The sequence below is a fragment of the Methylobacterium sp. CM6246 genome, from assembly GCF_054818005.1.
Genome location: NZ_JBTXKY010000001.1, coordinates 4,451,186 through 4,474,168 on the forward strand (window position 1 = coordinate 4,451,186; position 22,983 = coordinate 4,474,168).

General features: G+C 70.6%; 26 protein-coding genes and 2 tRNA genes. 16 read left to right on the plus strand and 12 right to left on the minus strand.

The features are described from left to right. Positions 1 to 10: 10 nt before the first annotated feature. The 6 genes from ACYQPG_RS21630 to ACYQPG_RS21655 are packed head-to-tail and all read right to left on the minus strand — an operon-like array spanning position 11 to position 4,518. Complete coding sequence (locus tag ACYQPG_RS21630) at positions 11 to 265, minus strand: hypothetical protein (protein WP_461231723.1); 255 nt, start codon at positions 263 to 265, stop codon at positions 11 to 13. A 5-nt stretch (positions 266 to 270) separates the two neighbouring features. Next, positions 271 to 1,635, minus strand: coding sequence for an NADH-quinone oxidoreductase subunit NuoE (gene nuoE, locus ACYQPG_RS21635; protein WP_461231724.1), 1,365 nt, complete (start codon positions 1,633 to 1,635; stop codon positions 271 to 273). 12 nt (positions 1,636 to 1,647) lie between these two features. Then, complete coding sequence (locus tag ACYQPG_RS21640; protein WP_147907012.1) at positions 1,648 to 2,838, minus strand: NADH-quinone oxidoreductase subunit D; 1,191 nt, start codon at positions 2,836 to 2,838, stop codon at positions 1,648 to 1,650. Between the two features lie 16 nt (positions 2,839 to 2,854). Beyond that, entirely contained in the window at positions 2,855 to 3,502 is a 648-nt protein-coding gene (locus tag ACYQPG_RS21645; RefSeq protein ID WP_147907011.1) for an NADH-quinone oxidoreductase subunit C, read from the minus strand. Positions 3,503 to 3,511: 9 nt separating this feature from the next. Beyond that, positions 3,512 to 4,111: a NuoB/complex I 20 kDa subunit family protein gene (locus tag ACYQPG_RS21650; RefSeq protein ID WP_007560753.1), complete on the minus strand. Its 600-nt coding sequence runs from the start codon at positions 4,109 to 4,111 to the stop codon at positions 3,512 to 3,514. Between the two features lie 41 nt (positions 4,112 to 4,152). Then, positions 4,153 to 4,518: an NADH-quinone oxidoreductase subunit A gene (locus ACYQPG_RS21655; RefSeq protein WP_007560754.1), complete on the minus strand. Its 366-nt coding sequence runs from the start codon at positions 4,516 to 4,518 to the stop codon at positions 4,153 to 4,155. A 342-nt stretch (positions 4,519 to 4,860) separates the two neighbouring features. Here ACYQPG_RS21655 and ACYQPG_RS21660 point away from each other — a divergent pair. Beyond that, positions 4,861 to 4,937 (plus strand) — tRNA-Asp (locus tag ACYQPG_RS21660). A gap of 359 nt (positions 4,938 to 5,296) precedes the next feature. Here ACYQPG_RS21660 and ACYQPG_RS21665 read toward each other — a convergent pair. Beyond that, entirely contained in the window at positions 5,297 to 5,683 is a 387-nt protein-coding gene (locus ACYQPG_RS21665; RefSeq protein ID WP_461231725.1) for a Rid family detoxifying hydrolase, read from the minus strand. Between the two features lie 64 nt (positions 5,684 to 5,747). After that, a complete protein-coding gene (locus ACYQPG_RS21670) occupies positions 5,748 to 6,044 on the minus strand; it encodes a DUF1127 domain-containing protein (RefSeq protein ID WP_461231726.1) in 297 nt (98 codons plus the stop codon). Positions 6,045 to 6,157: 113 nt separating this feature from the next. On the opposite strand from ACYQPG_RS21670, the gene ACYQPG_RS21675 reads away from it, so the two are divergent. The 3 genes from ACYQPG_RS21675 to ACYQPG_RS21685 all read left to right on the plus strand — a co-directional run bounded on the left by ACYQPG_RS21675 (position 6,158) and on the right by ACYQPG_RS21685 (position 8,621). Next, positions 6,158 to 7,549 (plus strand): aminotransferase-like domain-containing protein, encoded by a 1,392-nt coding sequence (locus tag ACYQPG_RS21675; RefSeq protein WP_461231727.1) that lies wholly within the window; start codon positions 6,158 to 6,160, stop codon positions 7,547 to 7,549. 356 nt (positions 7,550 to 7,905) lie between these two features. Then, a complete protein-coding gene (locus tag ACYQPG_RS21680; protein WP_461231728.1) occupies positions 7,906 to 8,337 on the plus strand; it encodes a hypothetical protein in 432 nt (143 codons plus the stop codon). Positions 8,338 to 8,369: 32 nt separating this feature from the next. Next, positions 8,370 to 8,621 (plus strand): hypothetical protein, encoded by a 252-nt coding sequence (locus ACYQPG_RS21685; RefSeq protein WP_461231729.1) that lies wholly within the window; start codon positions 8,370 to 8,372, stop codon positions 8,619 to 8,621. A 144-nt stretch (positions 8,622 to 8,765) separates the two neighbouring features. On the opposite strand, the gene ACYQPG_RS21690 is transcribed toward ACYQPG_RS21685, so the two are convergent. Then, a complete protein-coding gene (locus ACYQPG_RS21690; protein WP_461231730.1) occupies positions 8,766 to 10,103 on the minus strand; it encodes a sensor histidine kinase in 1,338 nt (445 codons plus the stop codon). Beyond that, positions 10,103 to 10,768: a response regulator gene (locus tag ACYQPG_RS21695; protein WP_147907004.1), complete on the minus strand. Its 666-nt coding sequence runs from the start codon at positions 10,766 to 10,768 to the stop codon at positions 10,103 to 10,105. Before ACYQPG_RS21695 ends, ACYQPG_RS21690 begins: the two co-directional genes overlap by 1 nt. Before the next feature lie 268 nt (positions 10,769 to 11,036). On the opposite strand from ACYQPG_RS21695, the gene ACYQPG_RS21700 reads away from it, so the two are divergent. The 10 genes from ACYQPG_RS21700 to ACYQPG_RS21745 all read left to right on the plus strand — a co-directional run bounded on the left by ACYQPG_RS21700 (position 11,037) and on the right by ACYQPG_RS21745 (position 21,230). Further along, entirely contained in the window at positions 11,037 to 11,717 is a 681-nt protein-coding gene (locus tag ACYQPG_RS21700; protein WP_147938609.1) for a DNA-binding protein, read from the plus strand. Between the two features lie 157 nt (positions 11,718 to 11,874). Continuing rightward, positions 11,875 to 12,156 carry a hypothetical protein gene (locus ACYQPG_RS21705; protein WP_461231731.1) on the plus strand — a complete coding sequence of 94 codons (282 nt, stop codon included), beginning with the start codon at positions 11,875 to 11,877 and terminating at the stop codon, positions 12,154 to 12,156. 449 nt (positions 12,157 to 12,605) lie between these two features. Then, on the plus strand, positions 12,606 to 14,357 hold the full coding sequence (locus ACYQPG_RS21710; RefSeq protein ID WP_461231732.1) for an ABC transporter ATP-binding protein: 1,752 nt from the start codon (positions 12,606 to 12,608) through the stop codon (positions 14,355 to 14,357). 73 nt (positions 14,358 to 14,430) lie between these two features. Then, the gene (locus ACYQPG_RS21715) at positions 14,431 to 15,318 is read left to right on the plus strand and encodes an aldose 1-epimerase family protein (RefSeq protein ID WP_461231733.1); all 888 of its coding nucleotides are present in this window, start codon (positions 14,431 to 14,433) and stop codon (positions 15,316 to 15,318) included. Positions 15,319 to 15,321: 3 nt separating this feature from the next. After that, entirely contained in the window at positions 15,322 to 16,041 is a 720-nt protein-coding gene (locus ACYQPG_RS21720; RefSeq protein WP_147938606.1) for a uroporphyrinogen-III synthase, read from the plus strand. Between the two features lie 331 nt (positions 16,042 to 16,372). Beyond that, positions 16,373 to 18,307, plus strand: coding sequence for a COG4223 family protein (locus ACYQPG_RS21725; protein WP_461231734.1), 1,935 nt, complete (start codon positions 16,373 to 16,375; stop codon positions 18,305 to 18,307). Positions 18,308 to 18,431: 124 nt separating this feature from the next. Then, complete coding sequence (locus ACYQPG_RS21730; protein WP_461231735.1) at positions 18,432 to 19,928, plus strand: heme biosynthesis HemY N-terminal domain-containing protein; 1,497 nt, start codon at positions 18,432 to 18,434, stop codon at positions 19,926 to 19,928. A 240-nt stretch (positions 19,929 to 20,168) separates the two neighbouring features. Beyond that, entirely contained in the window at positions 20,169 to 20,624 is a 456-nt protein-coding gene (locus ACYQPG_RS21735) for an NUDIX hydrolase (protein WP_147906997.1), read from the plus strand. 85 nt (positions 20,625 to 20,709) lie between these two features. After that, a tRNA-Thr gene (locus ACYQPG_RS21740) sits at positions 20,710 to 20,784 on the plus strand. A gap of 164 nt (positions 20,785 to 20,948) precedes the next feature. Continuing rightward, complete coding sequence (locus ACYQPG_RS21745; RefSeq protein ID WP_147938584.1) at positions 20,949 to 21,230, plus strand: hypothetical protein; 282 nt, start codon at positions 20,949 to 20,951, stop codon at positions 21,228 to 21,230. Between the two features lie 136 nt (positions 21,231 to 21,366). On the opposite strand, the gene ACYQPG_RS21750 is transcribed toward ACYQPG_RS21745, so the two are convergent. Continuing rightward, positions 21,367 to 21,612 carry a hypothetical protein gene (locus ACYQPG_RS21750; protein WP_147938583.1) on the minus strand — a complete coding sequence of 82 codons (246 nt, stop codon included), beginning with the start codon at positions 21,610 to 21,612 and terminating at the stop codon, positions 21,367 to 21,369. 384 nt (positions 21,613 to 21,996) lie between these two features. On the opposite strand from ACYQPG_RS21750, the gene ACYQPG_RS21755 reads away from it, so the two are divergent. Next, positions 21,997 to 22,380: an energy transducer TonB family protein gene (locus ACYQPG_RS21755; protein WP_147906995.1), complete on the plus strand. Its 384-nt coding sequence runs from the start codon at positions 21,997 to 21,999 to the stop codon at positions 22,378 to 22,380. A 165-nt stretch (positions 22,381 to 22,545) separates the two neighbouring features. Continuing rightward, positions 22,546 to 22,686, plus strand: a complete 141-nt coding sequence (locus tag ACYQPG_RS21760; protein ID WP_187278365.1) for a hypothetical protein — start codon at positions 22,546 to 22,548, stop codon at positions 22,684 to 22,686. Positions 22,687 to 22,692: 6 nt separating this feature from the next. On the opposite strand, the gene ACYQPG_RS21765 is transcribed toward ACYQPG_RS21760, so the two are convergent. After that, on the minus strand, positions 22,693 to 22,845 hold the full coding sequence (locus tag ACYQPG_RS21765) for a hypothetical protein (RefSeq protein ID WP_246692358.1): 153 nt from the start codon (positions 22,843 to 22,845) through the stop codon (positions 22,693 to 22,695). Between the last annotated feature and the right edge of the window lie 138 nt (positions 22,846 to 22,983).

Consider the following 22,983-nt stretch of genomic DNA (forward strand, 5'->3'; position numbering starts at 1 on the left):
TCTTCGTTCCTCAGCTGACCGGAGCGTCGGTGATGTCGAGGCGGCGCTCGATCCGGGCGAGCCGGGAGTCGAGGGCGCCGAACGCTTCGTAGAGGGTGCCGATATCGGTCTGCACGACGTTCATCTGCAGTTGCTGCGCCTGCTGATCGCCGAGTACGCCCTTCGACTCGCCGCGCACTTCACGCAGGCCTCCGTCCATGTTCCCGGCGCGCGCCTGCACGACCTTCAGCACCTCGTAGATCCGTTCGTTCGTCACCGCGGTCATGGTGGTCAAACTCCCGTCCCCGACAGCGCCTGAGCCTGGCCCACCCAGTCCTCCCGGTCGATGCGACCTGGGAACGCGAGGTAGGTGCCGACCCAGGTTATCTCGTCGCGGCCCCAGGCGGCGATCTGGTCGAAATGGTAGAGGCCGAGTGCATTCAGGCGCTGGCTGTCGCCCGGGCCGATGCCTTTGATCCGGGTCAGGTCGTCCGGCTGGCCGGCGCGGGCGGCATCCAGGCCGGGCGGACGGGTGCCGACCGCGTTCGCCTTCTGCTCAGGGGTCGCGTCCGTCGGCAGGGCCGCCAGGGCGTCCGCGACGCGCGCCTCCTCGGCTTCCGCCGCGACTTCGCCCTCGCTGGCGCCGGACGCCTCCGGCTGCGGCGGGACCGTGCCGCGATCCGGCACAGCCTGGCTGCCCTGGTCGCCCCCGGCCCGCTCGTCCTTGGAGACCGCCTCGGCCGGCGCCTCGCGCACGTCCGCGTCACCCTCCCGGGGGGCGCCGCCCTTCGCCGTCGAGCGGCCGGTCTCGGCCGCGTCCGCCCGATCCTCGGGCTTGACCGGCGTCTCGCCGTTGGCCGCGCGCTGGGCCGGCGCATCGGTGACGGGGCGCTCGGCGGCGCGTCCGGCGTCGGGCCGGGCGGGCTTGGGCTGCGACGCCGCCCGCTGCTCGCTCGACTTCGCCTCGTCCGCCTTCGCGGCCTCGTCGGCGCCGGACTTCGCGGTGTCTTCGAAGCGCTTGCGCCAGGCGCCGACCCGCGAGCCGTCGAACAGGGCCGGATCGGTCAGCGTGTCGGGGCCGCCGAGCGGCTCGGACGCATGGCGCTCGACCTGCGAGCCGACCTTGACCGGCCGGCCGGCGGCGAGGTCGTCCATCAGGGTGCCGAGCGATTCGGGCGTCAGATCCTCGTAATAGTCCTGGTTGATCTGGACCATCGGGGCGTTGCAGCAGGCGCCCAGGCACTCGACCTCGAGCCACGAGAAGTTGCCGTCGGGCGAGACGTGGCCGGCGGGGCCGAGGCGCGCCTCGAGCATCTCCTTCAGGCCCCGGGCGCCGCAGGAATCGCACGGCACCGTGCCGCAGACCTGGACCCAGAAGCGCCCCACCGGCTCCAGCGCGAACATCGTGTAGAAGGTGGCCACCTCCAGCACGCGGATGTTGGGCATGCCGAGTTCGGTCGCCACCGCCTCAATGGCGGCCCGGGGCAGCCAGCCGCCGTTCTGCTCCTGCGCCTTCCAGAGCAGCGAGATCACCGCGGAGGCCTGGCGGCCTTCCGGGTACTTTGCGATCTGGGTCTTCGCCCAGGCGGCGTTCTCGGGGGAGAACGCGAAGCTCTGGGGCTGCTCAGAGGCCGGCGCGAGTCTGCGGTTTGCCATCCTGCTAACGCCTTACCGATCCACTTCGCCGAACACGATGTCGAGGGTGCCCAGCACGCACGACACGTCGGCCAGAAGGTGCCCCCGGCACATCCAATCCATCGCCTGAAGATGCGCGAAGCCCGGCGCGCGGATCTTGCAGCGGTACGGCTTGTTGGTCCCATCGGACACGAGATAGACGCCGAACTCGCCCTTGGGTGCTTCCACGGCGGCGTAGACCTCGCCTTCCGGGACGTGGAAACCCTCGGTGTAGAGCTTGAAGTGGTGGATGAGCGCTTCCATCGAGCGCTTCATCTCCCGGCGGGGCGGCGGCGCGAACTTGCCGTCGATGGCCGCGATCGGGCCCTGACCGGCCGGCTCGCGCAGCTTGGCGCAGCACTGCTTCATGATCTTGGCCGATTCCCGCATTTCCTCCATGCGGATCACCTGCCGGTCATAGGTGTCGCCGTTCCGGCCGACCGGGATGTCGAACGCCATCTCTTCGTAGCACTCGTAGGGCTGCGCCTTGCGCAGGTCCCACGGGATGCCCGAGCCGCGCAGCATGACGCCGGAGAAGCCCCACTCCATGCACTCGTCCACCGAGACGATACCGATGTCGACGTTGCGCTGCTTGAAGATGCGGTTGGCCATGACGAGGTCGTCGAGATCCTGCACGACCTGCAGGAACGGGTCGCAGAAGGCCTCGATGTCGTCGATCAGCTTGGGCGGCAGGTCCTGGTGGACGCCGCCGGGCCGGAAGTAGTTGGCGTGGAGCCGGGCGCCCGAGGCACGCTCGTAGAAGATCATCAGCTTCTCGCGCTCCTCGAAGCCCCAGAGCGGGGGCGTGAGGGCGCCGACATCCATCGCCTGCGTGGTGACGTTGAGCAGGTGCGACAGCAGGCGACCGATCTCGCAGAACAGCACGCGGATCAGCTGCGCGCGGCGCGGCACCTCGATGCCCGCGAGCTTCTCGATCGCCAGGCAGAAGGCGTGCTCCTGATTCATCGGCGACACGTAGTCGAGCCGGTCGAAATAGGGCGTCGCCTGCAGGTAGGTCTTGTGCTCGATCAGCTTCTCGGTGCCGCGGTGCAGCAGGCCGATATGCGGATCGACGCGCTCGACCACCTCGCCGTCGAGCTCCAGCACAAGGCGCAGCACGCCGTGCGCCGCCGGATGCTGCGGGCCGAAATTGATCGCGAAGTTGCGGATGTTGTGCTCGGTCATCGGGCGGCTCCGCTCCTCAGGCCGACTTCTTCTCGTCGCCCGGGAGCACGTAATCCGTGCCCTCCCAGGGCGAGAGGAAATCGAAGTTCCGGAATTCCTGCGTCAGCTGGACCGGCTCGTAGACGACCCGCGCCTCGTCCTGGTCGTACCGGACCTCGACGAAGCCGGTGAGCGGGAAGTCCTTGCGCAGGGGGTGCCCCTCGAACCCGTAATCGGTGAGCAGCCGGCGCAGGTCCGGATGCCCCGAGAACAGGATGCCGTAGAGGTCGTAGGCCTCGCGCTCGTACCAGTTGGCGGCGGGGAACACCTCGATCGCCGAAGGGACCGGGGTCACCTCGTCGGTCTGCACCTTCACCCGGATGCGCGCGTTGTGGCGCAGCGAGAGCAGGTGGTAGACCACGTCGAAGCGCTTCTCGCGCTGCGGGTAGTCCACGCCGCAGATGTCGATGAAGCTGCGGAACGCGCAGGCCGGGTCGTCGCGCAGGTAGGTCAGCGCGTAGACGATGTCGGAGGACTGGACCACCAGGGTCAGCTCGCCGAACGCGGTGGCGTGGGACACCACCGCCGGGCCGAGCGCGCCGGTGATGCGCGCCGCCATCGCCGCGAGGGCGGACTCGCCGCTCTCCGGCTGCGTATGCGACAGGATCGAGATGCCGTTGGTCATGCCCGCTCCTCAGCGCTCGATCGTGCCGGTGCGGCGGATCTTCTTCTGGAGCAGCAGCACGCCGTAGAGCAGCGCCTCTGCGGTGGGCGGGCAGCCGGGCACGTAGATGTCCACCGGCACGACCCGGTCGCAGCCGCGCACCACCGAATAGGAATAGTGGTAGTAGCCGCCGCCGTTGGCACAGGAGCCCATCGAGATCACGTAGCGCGGCTCCGGCATCTGGTCGTAGACCTTGCGCAGGGCCGGAGCCATCTTGTTGGTCAGGGTGCCGGCGACGATCATCACGTCGGACTGGCGCGGCGAGCCGCGCGGCGCGAAGCCGAACCGCTCGCAATCGTAGCGCGGCATCGACATCTGCATCATCTCGACCGCGCAGCAGGCGAGCCCGAAGGTCATCCACATCAGCGAGCCGGTGCGGGCCCAGTTGATCAGCTCGTCCGTGGTGGTGAGCAGGAAGCCCCGGTCGGCCAGCTCGTCGCTGATCGACAGGAAGGTCGGATCGTCGGCGCCGATCGGCCGGCCGGTGTTGGGATCGATGATCCCCTTCGGCTGGGGCGCGACCGCGGGGGCGCGGGACAGGCTGTGGGTCGTGTCGGTGATCAGGGCCATCGGCGACTCGGAATGCGGTGCGGGCAGGCTGCTGTTACGAATCAATCCCACTCGAGGGCGCCCTTGCGCCACTCGTAGACGAAACCGACCGTGAGCACGCCCAGGAAGACGATCATCGACCAGAAGCCGAACCAGCCAAGGTCTCCGAAGGTGATCGCCCACGGGAACAGGAACGCGACTTCGAGATCGAAGATGATGAACAGGATCGCCACGAGGTAGAACCGCACGTCGAACTTCATGCGGGCATCGTCGAAGGCATTGAAGCCGCACTCGTAGGCCGAGAGCTTCTCCGGGTCCGGACTCTTGAACGCAACCAGGAACGGCACGACCAGCAGCGCGGTGGCGATGAACAGAGCAACGCCGATGAACACGATGAGCGGAAGATAGTCCGCCAACAATCCGGTCATGCCAGGGCCTCGCGAGAGCGTCTCGTATCGACGTGGGAAACCGCGGTGCGCCGCCGAACCGGATTCGCCCGTGGAATTGTTCTTATGCCAGGATGCGCGCGGCCGGAGGCTTAGTCGAGCCGCCGACCCGTGACAATGGCTTGTCGCGTCGCACAAAGTGCACGTCCTGCCTTGTGCAGAGATTGGGCGCAGGCGGCTCGCCTGCAACACGACGCAAGCGCGCAGCCCGTCCGGCGCATCGCCGCACAAAACCGTCACGGACACGCTTGACAGTCCCCGGTCTGGCCCATACACCCCGCCCCGTCGCCGGGCGAAACGCCCCCTCGGAAGCGACCACGCCGTGCGGGCGTAGCTCAGTTGGTTAGAGTGCCGGCCTGTCACGCCGGAGGTCGCGGGTTCGAGTCCCGTCGCCCGCGCCACTTCCACAATACCGTTACATGATGCCCGAACCGCGCCTCCGATCGTCTCGGGGGCGTTCTTGCGTTTGCGCTGCCGTCGGGACCGTGATTGGTCTGCGGATCGGCGCCCTCGAACGTGAGATGTCGGCGGCAACGTGGCAGTCCAGTTGCCACGGACGGTTCAGAGCGGGCGCGGAGCCGTCGTCTCGAGGCCGATCTTGATCGCCACGACGTTGGCACTGGGGATCCGTGATGCCCAGGATCGCCGAGCGCGTGTTGGGCGGCGTCGTTGGCGTGTGCCCACCGACCTCTTATGGACGGTCACACGCACCGACCCAACCACCTGCCGAGCCCACGTTCCGCTCGACATGCGTACGCCCTCAGGGCCGTGGGACGGCCGCAACCATCTCGATCTCGACATGTGCCCCCAGCGGGAGCGCCGCAACGCCGATCGTCGTGCGCGCCGGGTAGGGGGCCGTGAAGTACTCGGCGTAGACGTGGTTCATCGCGGCGAAGTCGCCCATGTCCGTCAGGAACACGTTGCACTTCACCACGTCCCCGAAGCCAAGTCCCGCTGCTGTCAGCACAGCTTCGAGGTTTCGAAAGCAGTGGTGAACCTGCGCTGTGAACCCGCCTTCGACCAAACGGCCAGTCGTCGCGTCGATCGGAGTCTGGCCCGATAAATAGACGGTGTCGCCGGCGCGAACGGCGTGCGTGTAGGGGCCGACGGCCGTTGCACCGGGTGCGGTCACGGCAACTCTGCTCATCGGTGGTCCCTCTTGAATGCCGTGGTCGCGTGTGAGGGTCCATTCCATGCGGACCGGCGCAGAATCAACGCCGGTCCGCCACCCGCGCCCGGCGGCGGTCGTCGCGCCGACCGATCAGCAGGTCGGTGGCGTCGCGGCGGCCCGGCACGGCTGCGTCGGCGACGTCCTGCGGTGTCAGGCCGATATCCTTCAGCTCCCGCTCGGACAGGGTCGCGAGTCGGTGCAGGACGCGCCGGTTCATCGCCGCGCGGGACAGGCCCGTCCGCACCTCGGCCGCGGCCTCGGCGATCGCCCGGGCAGCCCGGGCGAGCCAGGACGGCCTGCCCGGCGCGTGGGCGGTCTGGGTGAGGCACGGGTCCATGATTCGATCCTTCGTCCGTGCGGATTTCCGCGATCCTGCGGCCATGGGGCTGGCGGCGACAGGAACAGTTCGGTACGGTTTCGAAGAATTGTCCGGTCGGAAAGGCGGTACGGATGAAGGTCGCGAGCAGGCCGGCCGGAACGCGCGTCGAGACCGTGGCCGGCGAGATCCGTGAGCGCATCGCGGCGCGCCATCTCGTGCCCGGGGTCCGGATCCCGTCGGTGCGGGCGTTCGCGGAATCCATGGGCGTGTCGAAATCGACCGTGGTGGAGGCCTATGACCGGCTGGCCGCCGAGGGCACCCTGGTGGCGCGGCCGGGTTCGGGCTTCTACGTCGCCGGCAAGACCCGGCCGCTCTCCCTCCAGGCGATGGGTCCGCGGCTCGATCGGATCGTGGACCCACTCTGGATCACCCGCCAGGCCCAGCAGGCCGGCGCGGACCAGCTCAAGCCCGGGGCCGGCTGGCTGCCGGATTCGTGGATGCCGCACGAGGCGATCCGGCGCGGCCTGCGCCGGGTGGCCCGGGCCGATCTGGCCGAGATGACCAATTACGACCGCCCACTCGGCTACGAGCCCCTGCGGATCCAGATCGCCCGCAAGATCGCCGAGAAGGGCGTCGGCGCCGAGCCGGACCAGATCGTGCTGGTCGAATCGGCCACGCAGGCCCTCGATCTGGTCTGCCGCTTCCTGCTCCAGCCCGGCGACACCGTGCTGGTGGACGATCCCTGCTACTTCAATTTCCTGGCGCTGTTGCGAGCCCACCGGGTCGCGGTGGTCGGCGTGCCGCTGACCCCGGAGGGACCGGACCTGCGGGCTCTGGGCACCCTGCTCGAGCGGCACCGCCCGCGCTTCTACCTCACCAACGCGGCGCTCCAGAACCCGACCGGCGCGAGCCTCGCCCCGGTCATCGCCCACCGGCTGCTGAAGCTGTGCGAGGCGCACGACACCCTGATCGTCGAGGACGAGATTTTCGGCGACCTCGAGCCCGAGCCCGCGCCGCGGCTCGCCGGCTTCGATGGGCTGGACCGGGTGATCCAGATCGGCAGCTTCTCGAAAACGTTGTCTGCCGCCGCGCGCTGCGGCTGGATCGCGCTGCGGGCCGACTGGGTCGAGCCGCTGGTCGATCTCAAGCTGGCCCTGAGCCTCGGCAACGGCCACGTCACCGCGGCCCTGGTGCACAGCCTGATCACCGAGGGCTGCTATCGCCGGCATCTGGCCGAGACCAAGCGGCGGCTGGCCGGCGCCATGGTCCAGGCCTCGGCCGAGCTCGGCGCCTGCGGCCTGAAACCCTGGGCGCAGCCCCGGGGCGGCTTCTTCCTGTGGATGCACCTGCCGGACGGGCGCGACGGCGCCGAGGTGGCGCGCCGGGCGATGGCGCAAGGCATGGTCCTGGCGCCGGGCACCGCGTTCAGCCTCTCGGACGACTGGAACGGCTACATGCGCTTCAACGTCGCCCGTTGCGTCGACCCGCGCATCCGGCCGATCCTGCGCGCGGCGCTGGCGTGATCGCTCCGGTGCCATGGCTTTGCGCGCGCAGCGCAGCGACCTGGCGGGGTTCCTCGTTTGATCGGGGTACGGCGCCCAATGTGTCTGCGCCCGATAAGCTTGAGCTTAGGGTGACAGCGTTCGACCCAACTTGGCCGCCTGGTTTGCCACAGGCGCTTCCCGATAGCGGTCATTCGTTGGCCGTCTGGCAACTTCGGCTCGGGGTGGCCACCAAACCCGGACCTCGCGACCCGAAGTGGACATTCCACCTCCGACCCACAGCATTCCCGCGTATCGCGCGCAGAACACTCATGGTCGCAAACCCGAGTTGACACATCGATCCTGAGTTGCGTGTATCGCTTCTCGGGGACCTAGTCATGAGCGCGATTTTCGATGCCTCGGAATGTGATGACTGGCTCCACTCGAAGCAGGCCGAACTCCGCGCGCTTATGGCTGAGGCGCGGTCGGTTCGCCGGGAGGCAGCCGTCATGCGCGAAGCGAACGCGCAGTCTCGTTTCCGCCTGCAACAGGCCTGGGCCAGCATCTCCGCTCAGTGGGGGCTGACACCGCCGGCTGACGCTGAACCCGAGGCGCCCGACCACCCCTTATCCATTCTCGAAGCCTTGAACCTTGCCGGCCTCGATGAAGGCGATCTCGACGACGTGGCCACGTCCATGTGCGCCGCATACCAAGCTGCTGTGGCCAGGGACGACGAGGTACAGGACGTTTTGAGAGACGCGCTGATGTCCATCGGCCGCCACATCGCCGCACAGATGGGCCCCAAGGCAGCGGGTGTCGTTCTAAGTTGACACGCCTTGACCGTTCCTGGGAGGGCGCGCGTATGGCAGACGAAGCCTTCCATGCGGGATCCCTCCAGCTCATCGCCGACGTCCTGGGCGTGCCAGTTTCGACATTCTACGGACGCCCGGACTCGAACGCTCGCCCGATCGATGAGGAGAAGTTGCTGACGGTGCTGGCGAGGTTCCTGCGCGCCTTCGGGGAGGCCGGTAACCCGGTGGAACGCAGACGCTGCGCCGAATGGCTGAGTACCGAGTTCAAGCACCTGGGCATCGGTACGCCGAGAGACAGCTAACTCTCGTTCCGATCACACGGCTTTGTCTCGAAACCACCCTTCTCAGACATCACCAGCGCCAAGCGGATCGCGTCCAAACCCTCAATCACGTCCCAACCGCGCGTGATGACGGTGAGCGGCGCAACGAACAGATTGAGGTCGGCCTCACGCCGGCAACAGCAGCTCCGCCTTCAGCCCGCCGAGATCCGATCGCCCGAGGCTTAAGCCGCCGCCGTAGAGCTCGGCGAGTTCGAGGGTGATCGGCAGCCCGAAACCGTGGCCCGGTACGCCCTCGTCGAGGCGCCGTCCGCGGGCCATGACCGCCTCGGCGGCCTCGGCCGCGAGGCCGGCCCCGTCATCCTCCACGGCGACCCGGACGCCGTTCGCCTCTGGGAGTGCCGTCACCCGCACGCGGCTGCGGCACCAGCGGCAGGCGTTGTCGACGAGGTTGCCCAGCATCTCGTCGAGGTCCTGCCCCTCGCAGGGCACCGTGAGGTCGTCCGGCACCGCCAGCTCGATCGCCACGCCCTTCTCGGCGTAGAGGCGCACCAGCGCATCGCGCAGGTCCGAGACCCGGGGCGCCAGGGGCGTGCGCCCCCGGGCCGAGCCGGCGAGCGCCGCCGCCCGGGCCCGGCGCAGGTGGTGGCGGACCCGCCGGTCCATGGCGTCCACCTGCAGGCGCAGGGCGCCCCCGGGATCGCGGGCAGGCTCGGCCAGCGCCATCGACAGGGTCGCCAGCGGCGTCTTGAGGGCGTGGGCGAGGTTGGCGACGTGACCGCGGGCCCGCTCCAGGTTCTGCGCGTTCTGGTCCAGCAGCGCGTTGAGTTCGGCGACCAGCGGCTTAATCTCGGCGGGCTGCTCCTCCGGCACCCGCTCGCGGTGCCCGGTGCGCACGGCGGCGAGGTCGCCGCGCAGGCGCCGCAGCGGCGCCAAGCCGAGGCGCACCTGCAGGGCCAGTCCGGCGATCAGGCAGAGGCCGAGCACGCCGAGCGCCAGGGCCAGGCTGGTCAGGGCCTCGCGCAAGGGGCCGTACAGGGCCGCCCGGGGCGCCGCCGCGACGATCGTGGCGGGGGGCGTGCCCGGCACGTCGAGGATGCGCAGGATCAGCCGCTCCCCCCGCGGCCCGGTGCCGTCCGCCGGATGCGGGCGGTCGGGCTCGTCGTCGGGGCCCGGCTCGGTGACGGTGATATGGCCGCCCCGCAGGGAGCCCGAGCCGAAGGTCTCTGCCCCCTGGCGCACCTCCCAGGCCCAGCCGGGCCCGTCCCGGTCGAAGGGCGGCGCGTCGCGATCCCGGGGCAGAAGGCCCGCCTCCAGGCCGGTCCGCAGCGCGACGATCTGGGCGTCGAGATGCCCTTCGATCTGCCCCCGGACGAAGCGGTGCAGGATCACCCCGATGGCGAGCCCGGCCACCACGAGCGCCGCCAGCACCAGCGCCAGGGCGGCCACCAGCAGGCGGGTCCGCAGGGAGCGGTGCGGCGGCGGTCTCTTCTTCGGCGGCGGCATCAGGCCGGATCCGCGTGCAGGCGGTAACCGTGGCCCCGCACGCTCTCGATCCGCGCGGGGGCGATCTTCCGGCGCAGGCGGGTGATGATCACCTCCACGGAGTTCGAATCGACATCCGCGTCGCCCTCGTAGACCCGCTCGATCAGGTGCGGGCGCGGCACCACCGCGTCGCGGTTGAGCATCAGGCAGGACAGGACCCGCCATTCGAGGCCCGTGAGCTTGAGCGGCAGGCCCTCGTGCTCGAAGGCGCCGAGCCCCGTATCGAAGCTGAGAGGGCCACAGGCGATCCGGCTCGCCCCGCCGCCCTGCGACCGGCGCACCAGGGCGCGCAGGCGGATCACCAGCTCCTCCACCCGGACCGGCTTGACCAGGTAATCGTCCGCTCCCGCCTTGAACGCCGCGACCTTGTCGCTCCAGCCGTCCCGGGCGGTGAGCACCAGCACCGGCAGGGTCCGCCCGGCCGCCCGCCACGCGCGCAGCACCGAGACGCCGTCGCCCTTGGGCAGGCCGAGGTCGAGCACCACCGCGTCGTAGCCCTCGGTCTCGCCGAGATGCTGCGCGTCCTCGCCGGTGGCGGCCCGGTCGAGGACGAAGTTCTCCGCGCGCAGGACCTTGGCCAGTTCGGCAGCCAGGGCCGCGTCGTCCTCCACCAGCAGGATTTTCAAACGTTTGCCCCCTCGTGCCCCGGCCTGCCCGACACCGCGGCGCTGCCGGAAGTTAGGGCCGCTCTCTCACGCTGCCCATCCATCCGGCCCCCGGATCTGCACCCGCGGCCAAGTCCTTGATCGCCCGCGCGTCTCGACGCCGATCCGGCCATAGGCGGACGGCTTTAACCGAGGCTGAACCGGGCGGTTCAGGCCGGATTTGAGGGGGCGTCTTACGAAGGCGCCACGGACCGATCGGGTCCCAAACCTTCTCAAGAGGACGACAACGATGAGCGACGACAACACCATCGACGGCACCGCCCGCGAGATCCGCGAGCCGGCCTCCGCCAAGCCAACCAGAAAGGTCCCGGGGCGGACCTGGGTTGTGGCCGCGATCGCCGCACCCCTGGCCTTGGGTGCCGCCGGCCTGTCTCTGGCGCAGGGCACCGCGTTCCAGCCGACCCCGGTGGATCCGGTGGCGATCCAGGCGCTGGCCCCGTCGAGCGCAACCGCCATCAAGGGCGAGGTCGCCGAGATTTTTGGCAACAAGTTCGTGGTCCAGGATTCCACCGGCCGGGCGCTGGTCGAGACCGGCCCCGCCGGCGAGGGCGGCAACCTCGTGGCCAAAGGCGAGGCCGTGACGGTGCAGGGCCGGTTCGAGACCGGGTTCCTGCATGCCAGCGTGCTGACCCATGGTGACGGCCGCAAGGTGGTGATCGGGCCGGCCGGCGGACCTCCGCGTGGCAGCCTCGACTGGGCCAAGGACAAGCTCGGCCTCGGGCCGAACCCGGACGTGCCGGCGCTGACCGCCGCCGTCCAGGCCGCCGGCTACGGCGACGTGCGCGTGACCGGCCGCGGGCCGCGCCACCTCGACGTCGCGGCCAAAGACCGGGACGGGCGCGAGCACCAGCTCCATGTCGGCTTCGACGGCCAGGTTCGCGAGCGGCCGGTCCCGGGCGCCCGGCTCTGAGGCCTCGGTCGCCTGCATGTGCGCGCCGCCGGACCGATCTCCGGCCCGGCGGTCAGGGCACGATGCAACCGTTTCCCCCCTGCCGCGTCCTCCTGTCACCCAGCTGAACAGGAGGCACCCCTTGGAACCGATGAAGCCGATGGAACCGATGAAGCCGATGGAACCCATGAAGCCCATGGAGCCGATGAAGGGCATGGAGCCCTTCTGGCCGAAGGACCTGGGCGATCCCTCGACCAGCGGCTCCCAGAACGGCATGAAATACGCGTTCTTCCCGGACAAACATCGTCTCCTGATCGAGCGCGACGGCCAGGTCTCAACCTACGATAGCGGTGACCACCGGATCGGCGGCGTCTCGCAGTTGGACGGCAGCACCAAGTCGCTGACCTTCTCGAGCCAGAACGGCGACGTGGATCTGGGCTCGCTCAAGAAGCTCGACTGACCGTCCAGGTCTGATAAGGCCCAGCACCCAACCCGTTGAAAGTGCCGGCCCGCACAGGTTCGGGCAGCCTGGAGGCCGCCCTATCAACCTCCCGGTCGTCCCGGGGCGCCGGAGGCGAGCCCGGGATCCAGAGCCGCCGACGATGCGAAGCCTTGATCCCACGGTGGTTCTGGATCCCGGGTTCCGCTCCGCGACCCCGGGATGACAGGGGCGGCTTCATAAAGGCCTGAGCCTAAGGTCAGCCTCGTCGGGCGAGCGGCACAGAACGCGATTCAAACCCGCCAGAGGGGCTGGGTTCGGGCCATTCGGAAACCAGGCGTTTCGGGTTTGGGACGATGTCTGCGGGTGTTCGACCCAGGGCCGGGAAGCCAAGCCGCCTTTCCCTCCGGCGCCGGGCCCTCTAAGCCCGGCCCGGCCATGCGACCCCTCCCGCCGATCCGTCCCGAACCATGCGCGCCTTGATCGATCTCGTTCGCATCATGCATGCGCGCGATCGGCGGCGGCTCGTCCTGATCGCGGCGGGCCTGGCGGGCGCGGCACTGTTGGAGGTGGTCGGCGTCGCCTCGGTGATCCCGTTCCTGACCCTGGTCGGCGACCCATCGGCGGCGACCCGCGTGCCGTACCTGGCCCAGGCCCGCGAGGCCCTTGGGCTCGCCGACGCGCGCAGCTTCCTGCTGGTCACCGGCGGGGCGGCGCTGCTGGCGATCCTGACCACCGCCGTGGTCAATGCCGGGCTGACCTACGCGCAGCTCCGGTTCACGCATTTGGCCGGCTACGGCTTCAGCCGGCGGATGCTGTTCCGCTACCTCGACCGGGAGCGGCTGTTCTTCGCCCAGGCCAACAGCGCCGAGCTTGCCAAGAACGTCCTGTCCGAGACCGACCGGCTGGTGGTCGGCGTGCTGACCCCGGCCACCGTGCTGGCCTCGCGGGCGACCTCGGCGCTCGCGGTGATCGCGTTCCTGCTGGCCTACGCGCCGCAGCTCGCCCTGATCCTCGGCGGCGGCTTCGGTGGCCTCTATGTCGGGATCTACCTGATCATGCGGGCCCGGCTCGCCCGGCTCGGCGGCCGCTCGGTGGCCGACAACGAGGCAAGGTTCCGGATCGTGCAGGAGACGTTCGGCGCGCTCACGGAATTGAAGCTCTACGGTCGGGCCGAGGCCTTCGCGGGCCGGTTCGACGCCCCGGCGCGTGCCTACGCGATCGCCACCGCCGAGAGCCTGCTCACCGGCCAGATGCCGCGCTTCGTGATCGAGGCCCTGGCCTTCGGCGGGGTGATCGTGGTGGTGCTGTTCGCCCTCGCCCAGGGGCTGGATGTGGCCGGGATCCTGCCGCTGCTCGGCCTGTTCGCCTTCGCGGGCTACCGGATGCTCCCGGCCTTCCAGAACATTTTCACATCCGTCTCCCTGATGCGCTTCTACAGCCCGGTGGTGCGGGTGATCGTCGATGAACTCTCCGGCGAGCGCCGCCCCGGCCCACGTACCGACGAGCGCCTGCCCTTCGGCCGTGCCATCAGTCTGGAGGGGGTCGGCTTCGATTACGGCACCGGCCGGCCGGCGCTGGCCGAGATCGACCTGACGATCCCGGTCAACACGACGATCGGCCTCGCCGGCCGCACCGGCTCGGGCAAGTCGACCCTGGCCGGCCTGCTGCTGGGGGTGCTCACCCCGGGCACGGGCCGGATCACCGTGGACGGGCGCGTGCTCGACGCCAGCGCCCTCCCCGCCTGGCAGAACCGCATCGGCTACGTCCCGCAGGACGTGTTTCTCGTGGACGGCACCGTTGCCGAGAACATCGCCCTCGGCCTCGACGCGCCGGATCTGCCCGCCGTCGAGCGCGCGGCCCGGCTCGCGGGCGCGCATGATTTCGTGGCCGCCCTGCCCCACGGCTACGCCGCGCGCGTCGGCGAGCGCGGCGCGCGGCTCTCCGGCGGCCAGCGCCAGCGCCTCGGCATCGCCCGGGCGCTCTACCACGATCCGGACGTGATCGTGTTCGACGAGGCGACCTCCGCGCTGGACGACGAGACGCAAGGGGCCGTGATGCGCGCCCTGCGGGCGCTCTCGGGCCGGCGCACCGTGATCCTGATCGCCCACCGGCTCTCGACCCTGGAGGGGGCAGACGCGGTCCACGTGCTGGAGGCCGGCCGGATAGTGGCCTCCGGGCCGCCGGAGACGATCCTGCCGGGATTGGGGAATGCGGCGTGAGGTGGCGCCCTCCCCTTGCGTCCCGGTCCGCGTCCGTTACCTCGACGGTTCGAGGATCGCCCGGGAGGCACGCTTGAGCATGCGCATCGACCTGACCGCTCCGGACGGCACCACGGCCGTGCTCTCCACCCACGGGGCCGAGCCGGTCTCCTGGCGGGTAGGCGGCACCGAGTACCTGTGGAGCGGCGATCCGGCGCATTGGAACCGGCACGCTCCCTGGCTCTTCCCCGTGGTCGGCGCCTCGGCCGGCGGCCAGGTGACGGTCGGGGCCGCGCGCTACCCGATGGCGCAGCACGGTTTCGCCCGGGACCTGCCGTTCACGGTCGTCGATCGCGGCGCCGACGCGGTGACGCTTCGGCTGACCGACGGGCCGGAGACACGGGTGCATTACCCGTTCGCCTTCCGCCTCGACATCGCGGCCCGGGTGAAGCCGTCCGGGCTCGACCTTACCGTCACCGTGGTCAACACGGGCGACGTTCCCCTGCCCTACGCGCTCGGGTTCCACCCGGCCTTCCCGTGGCCCTTCGCGGGTGGCGAGCGGGCCCGGGACGGCGGCTACGCGTTGGCGTTCGAGCGGCACGAGCGCCCGTTCGCCCCGCAGGTCGGCCCCGGCGGGCTGCTGCTGCGCGACGAGCAGCCGATCCCCCTGGCCGGCGATACCCTGCCCCTCGACCCGGCGATCTTCACCGAAGCCTTCGTGTTCCGGAATGCGCAGAGCCGATGGATGCGCTTCACCGGACCCGGCCAGGGGGCGGTCAAGGCGATCCGCATGGAGATGGAGGATTTCCCGCACCTCGCCGTCTGGACGAAGCCGACCGCGCCGTTCCTGTCGCTCGAGTGCTGGACCGGCTACGCCGACTGGGCGGATTTCTCCGGCCCGCTTCAGGAGCGCGACGCGCAACGCGTGCTGCCACCGGGTGACGAGGCTCGTCACGGCGTCCGCCTGACCCTGGAAACCTAGCGGTTGCGCGTCTGGGTCGCCCGACCCGAGCCGGGGGCCACCCGCACCGGCGCGGCCCTGGCCGCGCGCGGGCACGCCCCCCTCGTGGCACCGGTGCTGGCGATCGGGCCGACCGGCGCGGAACCGCCCGCCGGTTCGTTCGACGCGCTTCTGTTCACCAGCGCCCACGCGGTGCCGGCCCTCCGGGACACGCAAAGCCTGCGCGGGCTGCCGGTCTTCGCGGTCGGCCCCCGGACCGCCGAGCGTGTGCGCGCGGCGGGGCTCGGGCCTGTTCGGGAGGGACCGGGTGACGCGGCCGGGCTCGCCGCCCTCGTGGCCGAGGTGTTGCCGGCCGGGGCGTGCCTGCTCCACGCCACCGGGACCGCCCGCAAGCCCGAGCCCGAAGCGACCCTGACGGCCGCCGGATTCACGATCGTGATCGTCGAGGCCTACACGGCGGATCTGGTCCCGACCCTGCCTGCTGCCGTGGGCGACGCACTCGCCGCCGGGGCGCTCGATGCCGCGCTGCATTACTCCCGCCGCAGTGCGGCCGCCGCGCTCGCGCTCGCGGATGGATCGGGACACGGCGGAGCTTTCCGCCGCTTGAGGCATTACTGCCTGTCTGTTGATGTCGCGTTCCCCCTGGAAGCCGCCGGCATCGCGGTCCATTTCGTTGCGGCACGGCCGCGGGAAACGGATCTGCTCGATGCCCTCGCGCCACGCTTCGGCGACGGCGCGCGGTGACAGCGGGACAGAGCCGCCGTATCTCGCCCTCGCGCCCGGTGCCGCCGCGGTGCTACGGGGGCGCGGCGACGCCGAAGAGTTGGAGGACTTGCCCGTGACGCCACCACCCAGCGACGCCGACAAGCCCGGAGCCGGCGGTCCGAAGCCGGGCGGCGCTCCGTCCACCCCTGCGCAACCCGATCCGGGCCGGACCGAATCCCGACCCGGTGCGAAGTCGCCCGCCCCCGCGGTGGGGGGCGTCAAGCCCGTGCCGGTCGCACCGAATCAGCCGGGTGCACCCGGCACTGGATCTCCGGCGGCCACTCCGCCCAAGCCGGCGACCGAGCCGGTCTTGACCGTCAAGCCGGGCAGCCCCGGTGCGGCCGACGGCAAGCCAGAAGCCGGCAAACCACTTGGCGACGGCGCCAAGCCGTCCGCCGCTGGAACGGATCGTCCCGGCGAGAGCAAGCCTGCCGCGTCCCAGCCGGGCGCCACGGCCTCTTCGGGCTCCGAGGCCAAGCTGGCGTCCGGCATCGCCGGGCCGAAATCCGAACCCGGCAAACTCGAACCCGGCAAGCCCGAGGCGGCTAAGCCGGATCCCACCAAGGCTGGCCAGCCGGGTGCGGGCGCGCAGAATGGCGGTGGTCCCCGGCCCGGTGCTGCGGCGACCGGTGCCGCGGCCGCTGCGGTCACGGCCGGGCCGATCCTGGACCTGAAGGCCAAGCGCATTCCCGATCCGCCGCAGCCCGGCAAGGACGCCCCGAAAGATGCGCCCAGGGACGGGTCGAAGGACGCTGCGAAGGAAACTGGCAAGGAAACTGCCAAGGACACTGCAAAGGTTGCCGCGAAGGAGCCCCCGAAGGGCTCCGGGACGACGGCCCTGACCCCCGTGACCCCGCCGGCCGGGCGGGCCCGGGCCGGGTTCGGCTCCCTGGCGGCGGCCGGCCTCATCGGCGGCCTGATCGGCGCGGGTGCGCTATTCGGCGCGGAGCGCGCCGGCCTCGGCACTGTGCGGCCGAACGCCTCCGATCCGTCCCTGTCCGGCCAGGTCGCCTCCCTCGACAAGCGGGTGGACGGGCTCGCCCCGCGCGATGCCGTCGCCGACCTCGACAAGCGTGTCGCCGCCGCAGAGGCCGCGGCCCGGCAGGCTCTGGAGAAGGCCCCGGCCCCCGGCGGCGCTGCGACGGACGGGCAGGCGCCCGGGACGAATGCGGCGGTGCCGGCCGATCTCGCCGCGCGCCTCGACAGCCTCGATCAGCGGGTCGCCGCGCTCCAGGAGGAGCCCGGCCGGGATCAGGGGGGCGATGCCAAGCTCGGCGCGGCCCAGGCGGCCGATCCCAAGCAGGTCGCCGATCTCGATGCGCGCGTGAAGGCGCTCGAGGCGGATCAGCCCGACAAGGGGGCCGCGGCCGAGGCGTCGAAGACGATCGCCGCCCTGCAGGGCGAGGTCGAGCAGCGGACCAAGGCCAATGCCACGGCCGACGCCGCCCTGGGCCAGCGCCTCGACAGCCTGCAGCAGGCCCTCGACGCCCGCGTGAAGGCCGCCACCGAGGCGGTTCAGGCGGCCACGCAGGCGAGCCGCACCGCCGCGGAGGCGGGTCAGACCCAGGCCGCCGAGGCCGCGAAGGCGGTCGACCGCCGCCTGCAGGAGCAGGCCGACAAGATCGCCGCGCTCGACAAGAGCGTGTCCCAGCGGGCCGAAATCTCCACCGTTCAGGCGGCGCTGCGGGTGGTGGTGGCCGATCGCGTCGCCTCGGCGCTCGCGGCCGGCATGCCCTACGCGGAGCCGCTCGCGACGCTGCGCAAGCTGGATCCGGGTGCGGAAGCCCAGGCCACGGCGCTCGCGCCGTTCGCCGAGACCGGCGCGCCGACCACGGCCCAACTCGCCAACGCGTTCCGGCCGGTCGCCGAGCAAGTCGCCGCCAAGCGCCGGTCGCAGCTGGCCCGGAGCGCCGCCGAGACCGGCGATTTCCGCACCAAGCTCCTGAGCATGGCCGACGGCCTCGTGCAGGTGCGCAAGGTCGATGCGCCCGCCGCCACGCCGGAGGCGTCCGACGAACCCGAGGCCAAGGTCCAGGCGGCGCTGGACCGCGGCGACCTGCCGGCGGCGTCCGCGGCCTTCGCGGCCCTGCCGCCCGAGATGCGCGACCAGGCCGGCGATTTCGCCGCCAAGCTCAAGGCCCGGGCCGCCGCCGAGGAGTCCGTACGGGCCCTGCTCGCCGGTGTCTTCAAGGCCCTGCCTACGGATGCGGCCTCCGGTGCCGCCCCGGCGGCGCCAGGCCGCTAGGCAGTGACGGCGTCGATCCGCGTCTCGCGCGGCTGCATCTTCTCCGGTCGGGCGCCCAGGCGCCCCGCCTCTCCCGCACCCAGCGGTGGCCGCCCGGCGGCCGTCGACAGGAGACACTGACCCCATGTGGCGCGCCCTCGCCTTCCTGGCCCTGCTCGCACTCGCCGCCTTCGGGGCGGTCTGGATCGCCGACCGGCCCGGCACCGTCACCGTCGTCTGGAACGGCTACCAGATCGGCACCAGCCTCGCGGTCGCCCTGGTCGGCGTGATCGCCGCGGCCATCGTCCTGGGCCTGCTCTGGGCGATCGTGCGCGGCGTGATCGGCCTGCCCGAGGCGCTGGTGCGCGGCTCGGCGGAACGCCGCCGGGCGAAGGGCTTCTCCGCCCTCTCGCGCGGGATGGTGGCGGTGGGCTCGGGCGACCCGCTCGCCGCCCGCCGCTACGCCGGGGATGCCGAGCGGCTGCTCGGCCCCGAGCCGCTGACCCTCCTGCTCAAGGCCCAGGCGGCACAGATCTCCGGCGACCGCGACGCCGCCGAGAGCGCCTTCCAGCGCATGGTCGACGACCCCGAGACCCGGGTGCTCGGCCTGCGCGGCCTGTTCGTCGAGGCGCGCCGCCGCGAGGACGAGACCGCCGCCCGCGCCTACGCGGTGGAGGCGGCCCGCCTCGCTCCGAGCGTGACCTGGGCCAACGAGGCGATGCTGGAGGCGCAATCCGCCGACGGCGACTGGGGTTCCGCTCTCGAGACCATCGAGCGGCGCTCCTCCCTGGGGCTGATCGACAAGCCGACTGCCCGGCGCCAGCGGGCCGTGCTCCTGACGGCGATCGCCGGCGAGCGCGAGGCCGGTGAGCCGGAACTCGCCGCCGAGCGCGCCCTGCAGGCGGTCAAGCTCGCCCCCGACCTGGTACCGGCAGCCTGCATCGCGGGGCGCCTGCTCTCGCGCCGGGGCGACCTGCGCAAGGCCGCCAAGGTCGTCGAGACGGCCTGGAAGAACAATCCGCACCCCGACCTCGCCAAGGTCTATCTCGGCCTGCGCCCCGGTGATTCGGTCCGCGACCGCCTGGCCCGGGCCGAGACCCTGGCCAAACTCACGTCCTGGGATCCGGAATCCCGCCTCGCCGTGGCGCAGGCGTCCCTCGACGCGCGCGAATACGGCCGGGCCCGGGAGGCCCTGAAGCCGCTGCTCGCCGACCGCCCGACCGTCCGCTCCAGCCTGATGATGGCGGCGATCGAGGAGGCCGAGCACGGCGCGGCGTCCGGTCAGGCCCGCGAGTGGCTGTCCCGGGCGGCCCGGGCGCCGCGCGACCCGGTCTGGATCGCCGACGGCATCGCGTCCGACACCTGGGCGCCGGTCTCGCCGGTCAGCGGCCGCCTCGACGCGTTCGCGTGGCGCGAGCCGCCGAACACGTTGGCACCCTCCGAGCCCGCGGTGGAGCCGGAGGAGCCCGACCTGCCGAAACCCGTCCTCGTACCGGCCGAACCGATGTCGCCCGCCCCGCTTCCGACCATCATCCCCGCCGCCAGCCCGCCGGCTGGTCCGGTGGCCGACGCGGTCTCCGCCGGCATGGCCTCTGCCGCGGTCCCGGCCTCGGGCGAGCGGGCCGCGCGGCGGACGGCATGACGGATCGGCTGGTCCAGCCTTAGCCGGATAACGAGAGAAGAGTGGGAGATATCAGTCTTGTACTGAACTTTTCCCTCGGTCACGCGCTTACGTTGACGTCAGTTGTTGATACTGCGTACCCTGTTGCTGATGCACGCCCGCGCCGACCGAGGATCAGACAATCTGCCCTCCGCTTCATCTCCCTGTCGCGTCGCCGATCCGGCGGGGCGCAACGCGGGTTCCGACCCGGCCGGTCCTGTCGTGACGGCCGCGATCGAGGACACGGCCGAACCGCGCCGGCAGGTGGGCGTTCTGCCGTTTCAGCAGGGGCGCGACGGTGAGAACCGGATCCTCCTGGTGACCTCCCGGGAAAGTCGGCGCTGGGTCATCCCGAAGGGGTGGCCGATGAAGGGCCGCAAGCCGTTCGAAGCGGCGGCGCGCGAAGCCTACGAGGAAGCCGGCCTGCGTGGCGATGTCGGCAAGCGGCCACTCGGCTACTACGTCTACCAGAAGCGCCTGAAGAACCTCGACGCGGTCCTGTGCCAGGTCAAGGTGTTCCCGCTGAAGGTTCGCAAGCAGCTCAAGAACTTCCCGGAGGCGAATCAGCGCGAGTTGCGCTGGTTCACGCCTGCCGAGGCCGCCGAGGCCGTGTCCGAACCGGGCCTCGCGGCGATCATTCGCGCCACATGCCGGCAAGTTAAGGCGACGGACGCGTAACCCACCGTTGCCAAGCCGGCGATGATCCGTTATTGCCCCTCTCAGCCGGACGGACACGCCCCCAAGCGGGGTCGCCACGGCGCTTGCTGCGGTAGCTCAGTGGTAGAGCACTTCATTGGTAATGAAGAGGTCGACAGTTCAATCCTGTCTCGCAGCACCAGAGTTTCTCCTGACTGACTGATCGTTTCAAGGGTACAGCGGGCTCTCGCTGCGCCGATACTCGGGTTTGCTTGAGGGATCGCCGGAAAGGCGTCGTCGAGCCTGTCGGCTTCCCGTGGCGCCTAGGATGGCGCGCCGTTCCATCCGTTTGGGGATGATGCAGGATTGAACACGACGGCCCTCTTCACGATGCTGGGTATCGTCCTCGGCTGGGTCGTCCTGGCCGGGGCCGCGCTGCTGGCGGGCCGGATCGCCACCTTCGCGTTCATGGTCCTGACCGTGGTTGCGCTGTTCCTCTATGTGCCCTGGGTCAGGCTGCGCGCCAGCGGGATCGAGGGCTCGAGTCGGCCGGTCCGGTTCTGGACGAATGTCGCGATGCTGGTGGTCAGCCTAGCGGCCGGCCTCGCCTTCGCGGTGATGCTGGCCCGGCGGATGGGGTTCTTGTAGCCGGAGGCCCACGAGAGCGTCGTCGGACGGCTATCTCGGGGTGCCGCATCGTCCCATCGGGGGCATCGGAGTCTCTGCGTCTCCCGCAGGACCAGCAGCGATGCCGGACGCCGAACCGAGCCGGCGCCCGATCGCCTCAGTGCTTCGTCAGGCTGTCGAGGGTCTCGTTCTGCCCGAGCGTGTCGGAGAACCGTCCGAGACGGCTCAGGGTCGGCTCGTTCAGGCCACCGGCATTGGCGAAGGTGGCCAACGCGATACCGACCAGAAAGCTGGCTTCCTCGGCGGTGACCGCGCGACCGCTCAGCGTACTGGCCGCCCCGCGCACGGCGAGCACGGCCTGCTGGAACGCGGGGTCGTTCTGCAGCTCCGCCAATCGGGTCATCTGAGGCTTTCTCCTGGATCACGTGTGTTGTCTGCGGCGTCACCGGAGCCTTTGGACCCATCGGCGGGGATGGTTCAAGGGGTGCCGCGCCTGTGTCCCGGAACCGGGACGATGCCGGCGGCGCTGGTCTGCGTCGAAACCGGATAATCGACCCTCATAAGCGTCACGGTAGGTGTGTTTCACATCATGGATCAAGGTTTCCATCCGGCCGGCTGACGATCCGCAACGGATCGAGATCGCAAGGACCGAGCCGTCCTGAAGGTTGCTCGGGCCCCGCGGCACCGCAGGCTTTGCCCCCGGACACCGGGGCCGGGGTCACGGCCGGTAAACCCTTCGGCGTGAGGATAGCCGGGCTACCATCAGGCACAGGATCGTTGTTCCAGCATGTCGTCACGCGTGTTGACTTACGGGACCGCCGCGCTCCTCGGCGTTCTGCTGCTGCCCTGGCCGGCGGCGGCGCGGATGGGGGTCTCGCCGGCGGTGCGCACCTGGCTGTCCGGCCTCGTCACCCGGATCGACGCGGTCGATCGCGCTGATCGGCACGCGAACACCCGCCGGGCAGCCGGCACCGTGTTGGTGCGGATCGAGATCGCCGCCGACGGTTCGGTGCGTCAGGCCGAGATCGAGCGCAGTTCGGGCTCCCGCGGGCTCGACCGTCGGGCGCTCCGGGCGGTGCAGGGGGCGAGCCCGTTCAGGGCGCCCCCGGTCGAGCTGCTGGCCGAGGACGGGGTCGCCGACCTCAGCGTTCCGGTGCAGTTCGGGCGCTAGAGCATCGTTCCGAAAGGTGGCCGCCGGCTTTCGGAACACGACGATGCGCCGAACCTCGGCCTCGGAAACCCGTAGTTTGCGACGGTGCGCGGCGCCGTCCTGAAACTTTTGTCGAATCGCCTCCGTTCGCGTCTTCAACCACAAGGCGCGTCCGGGAGGTTGATGGTGAGAGACACATTCGCGCGGCTGCGCCGGGAAGAGACGAAGCGGCCGCCCCTGCCCCTGGTGGTCTCGTGGCTGGCGGTGTCGGTCGGGATGTGGGTCGTGATCTACGCCTATTCCGGCCGCGTGATCTGGACCTGGTGATCGGGTTCAGCGATCGTCGTGACGGCTCGCGCCGACAAACGCTCCGATCAGGTAGCCGGACTGGTGGGCCGCCAGATAGGCGAGCAGCACCAGGACCTTCACGGCATCGATCGTGGATGTCAGTGCCCAGAGGGGCAGGCATATCAGGGCGATCAGCACCGAACTCGCCACGACAGCCGGGGCCCGATAGAGCCAGCCTTCCAGAATTCCTGCTGCGCATAAGAGGGCCGCGATAAGCAACAAGCAGCACCCTGTATGGCGTAATAGTAAGATTTATAGCTCAATCCTACGCATGTT

Coding starts and splice junctions, on each gene's coding strand:
- ACYQPG_RS21630 (WP_461231723.1), bottom strand. CDS start 265: ATGACCGCGGTGACGAACGAACGGATCTACGAGGTGCTGAAGGTCGTG.
- nuoE (WP_461231724.1), bottom strand. CDS start 1,635: ATGGCAAACCGCAGACTCGCGCCGGCCTCTGAGCAGCCCCAGAGCTTC.
- ACYQPG_RS21640 (WP_147907012.1), bottom strand. CDS start 2,838: ATGACCGAGCACAACATCCGCAACTTCGCGATCAATTTCGGCCCGCAG.
- ACYQPG_RS21645 (WP_147907011.1), bottom strand. CDS start 3,502: ATGACCAACGGCATCTCGATCCTGTCGCATACGCAGCCGGAGAGCGGC.
- ACYQPG_RS21650 (WP_007560753.1), bottom strand. CDS start 4,111: ATGGCCCTGATCACCGACACGACCCACAGCCTGTCCCGCGCCCCCGCG.
- ACYQPG_RS21655 (WP_007560754.1), bottom strand. CDS start 4,518: ATGACCGGATTGTTGGCGGACTATCTTCCGCTCATCGTGTTCATCGGC.
- ACYQPG_RS21665 (WP_461231725.1), bottom strand. CDS start 5,683: ATGAGCAGAGTTGCCGTGACCGCACCCGGTGCAACGGCCGTCGGCCCC.
- ACYQPG_RS21670 (WP_461231726.1), bottom strand. CDS start 6,044: ATGGACCCGTGCCTCACCCAGACCGCCCACGCGCCGGGCAGGCCGTCC.
- ACYQPG_RS21675 (WP_461231727.1), top strand. CDS start 6,158: ATGAAGGTCGCGAGCAGGCCGGCCGGAACGCGCGTCGAGACCGTGGCC.
- ACYQPG_RS21680 (WP_461231728.1), top strand. CDS start 7,906: ATGAGCGCGATTTTCGATGCCTCGGAATGTGATGACTGGCTCCACTCG.
- ACYQPG_RS21685 (WP_461231729.1), top strand. CDS start 8,370: ATGGCAGACGAAGCCTTCCATGCGGGATCCCTCCAGCTCATCGCCGAC.
- ACYQPG_RS21690 (WP_461231730.1), bottom strand. CDS start 10,103: ATGCCGCCGCCGAAGAAGAGACCGCCGCCGCACCGCTCCCTGCGGACC.
- ACYQPG_RS21700 (WP_147938609.1), top strand. CDS start 11,037: ATGAGCGACGACAACACCATCGACGGCACCGCCCGCGAGATCCGCGAG.
- ACYQPG_RS21705 (WP_461231731.1), top strand. CDS start 11,875: ATGGAACCCATGAAGCCCATGGAGCCGATGAAGGGCATGGAGCCCTTC.
- ACYQPG_RS21710 (WP_461231732.1), top strand. CDS start 12,606: ATGCGCGCCTTGATCGATCTCGTTCGCATCATGCATGCGCGCGATCGG.
- ACYQPG_RS21730 (WP_461231735.1), top strand. CDS start 18,432: ATGTGGCGCGCCCTCGCCTTCCTGGCCCTGCTCGCACTCGCCGCCTTC.
- ACYQPG_RS21750 (WP_147938583.1), bottom strand. CDS start 21,612: ATGACCCGATTGGCGGAGCTGCAGAACGACCCCGCGTTCCAGCAGGCC.
- ACYQPG_RS21755 (WP_147906995.1), top strand. CDS start 21,997: ATGTCGTCACGCGTGTTGACTTACGGGACCGCCGCGCTCCTCGGCGTT.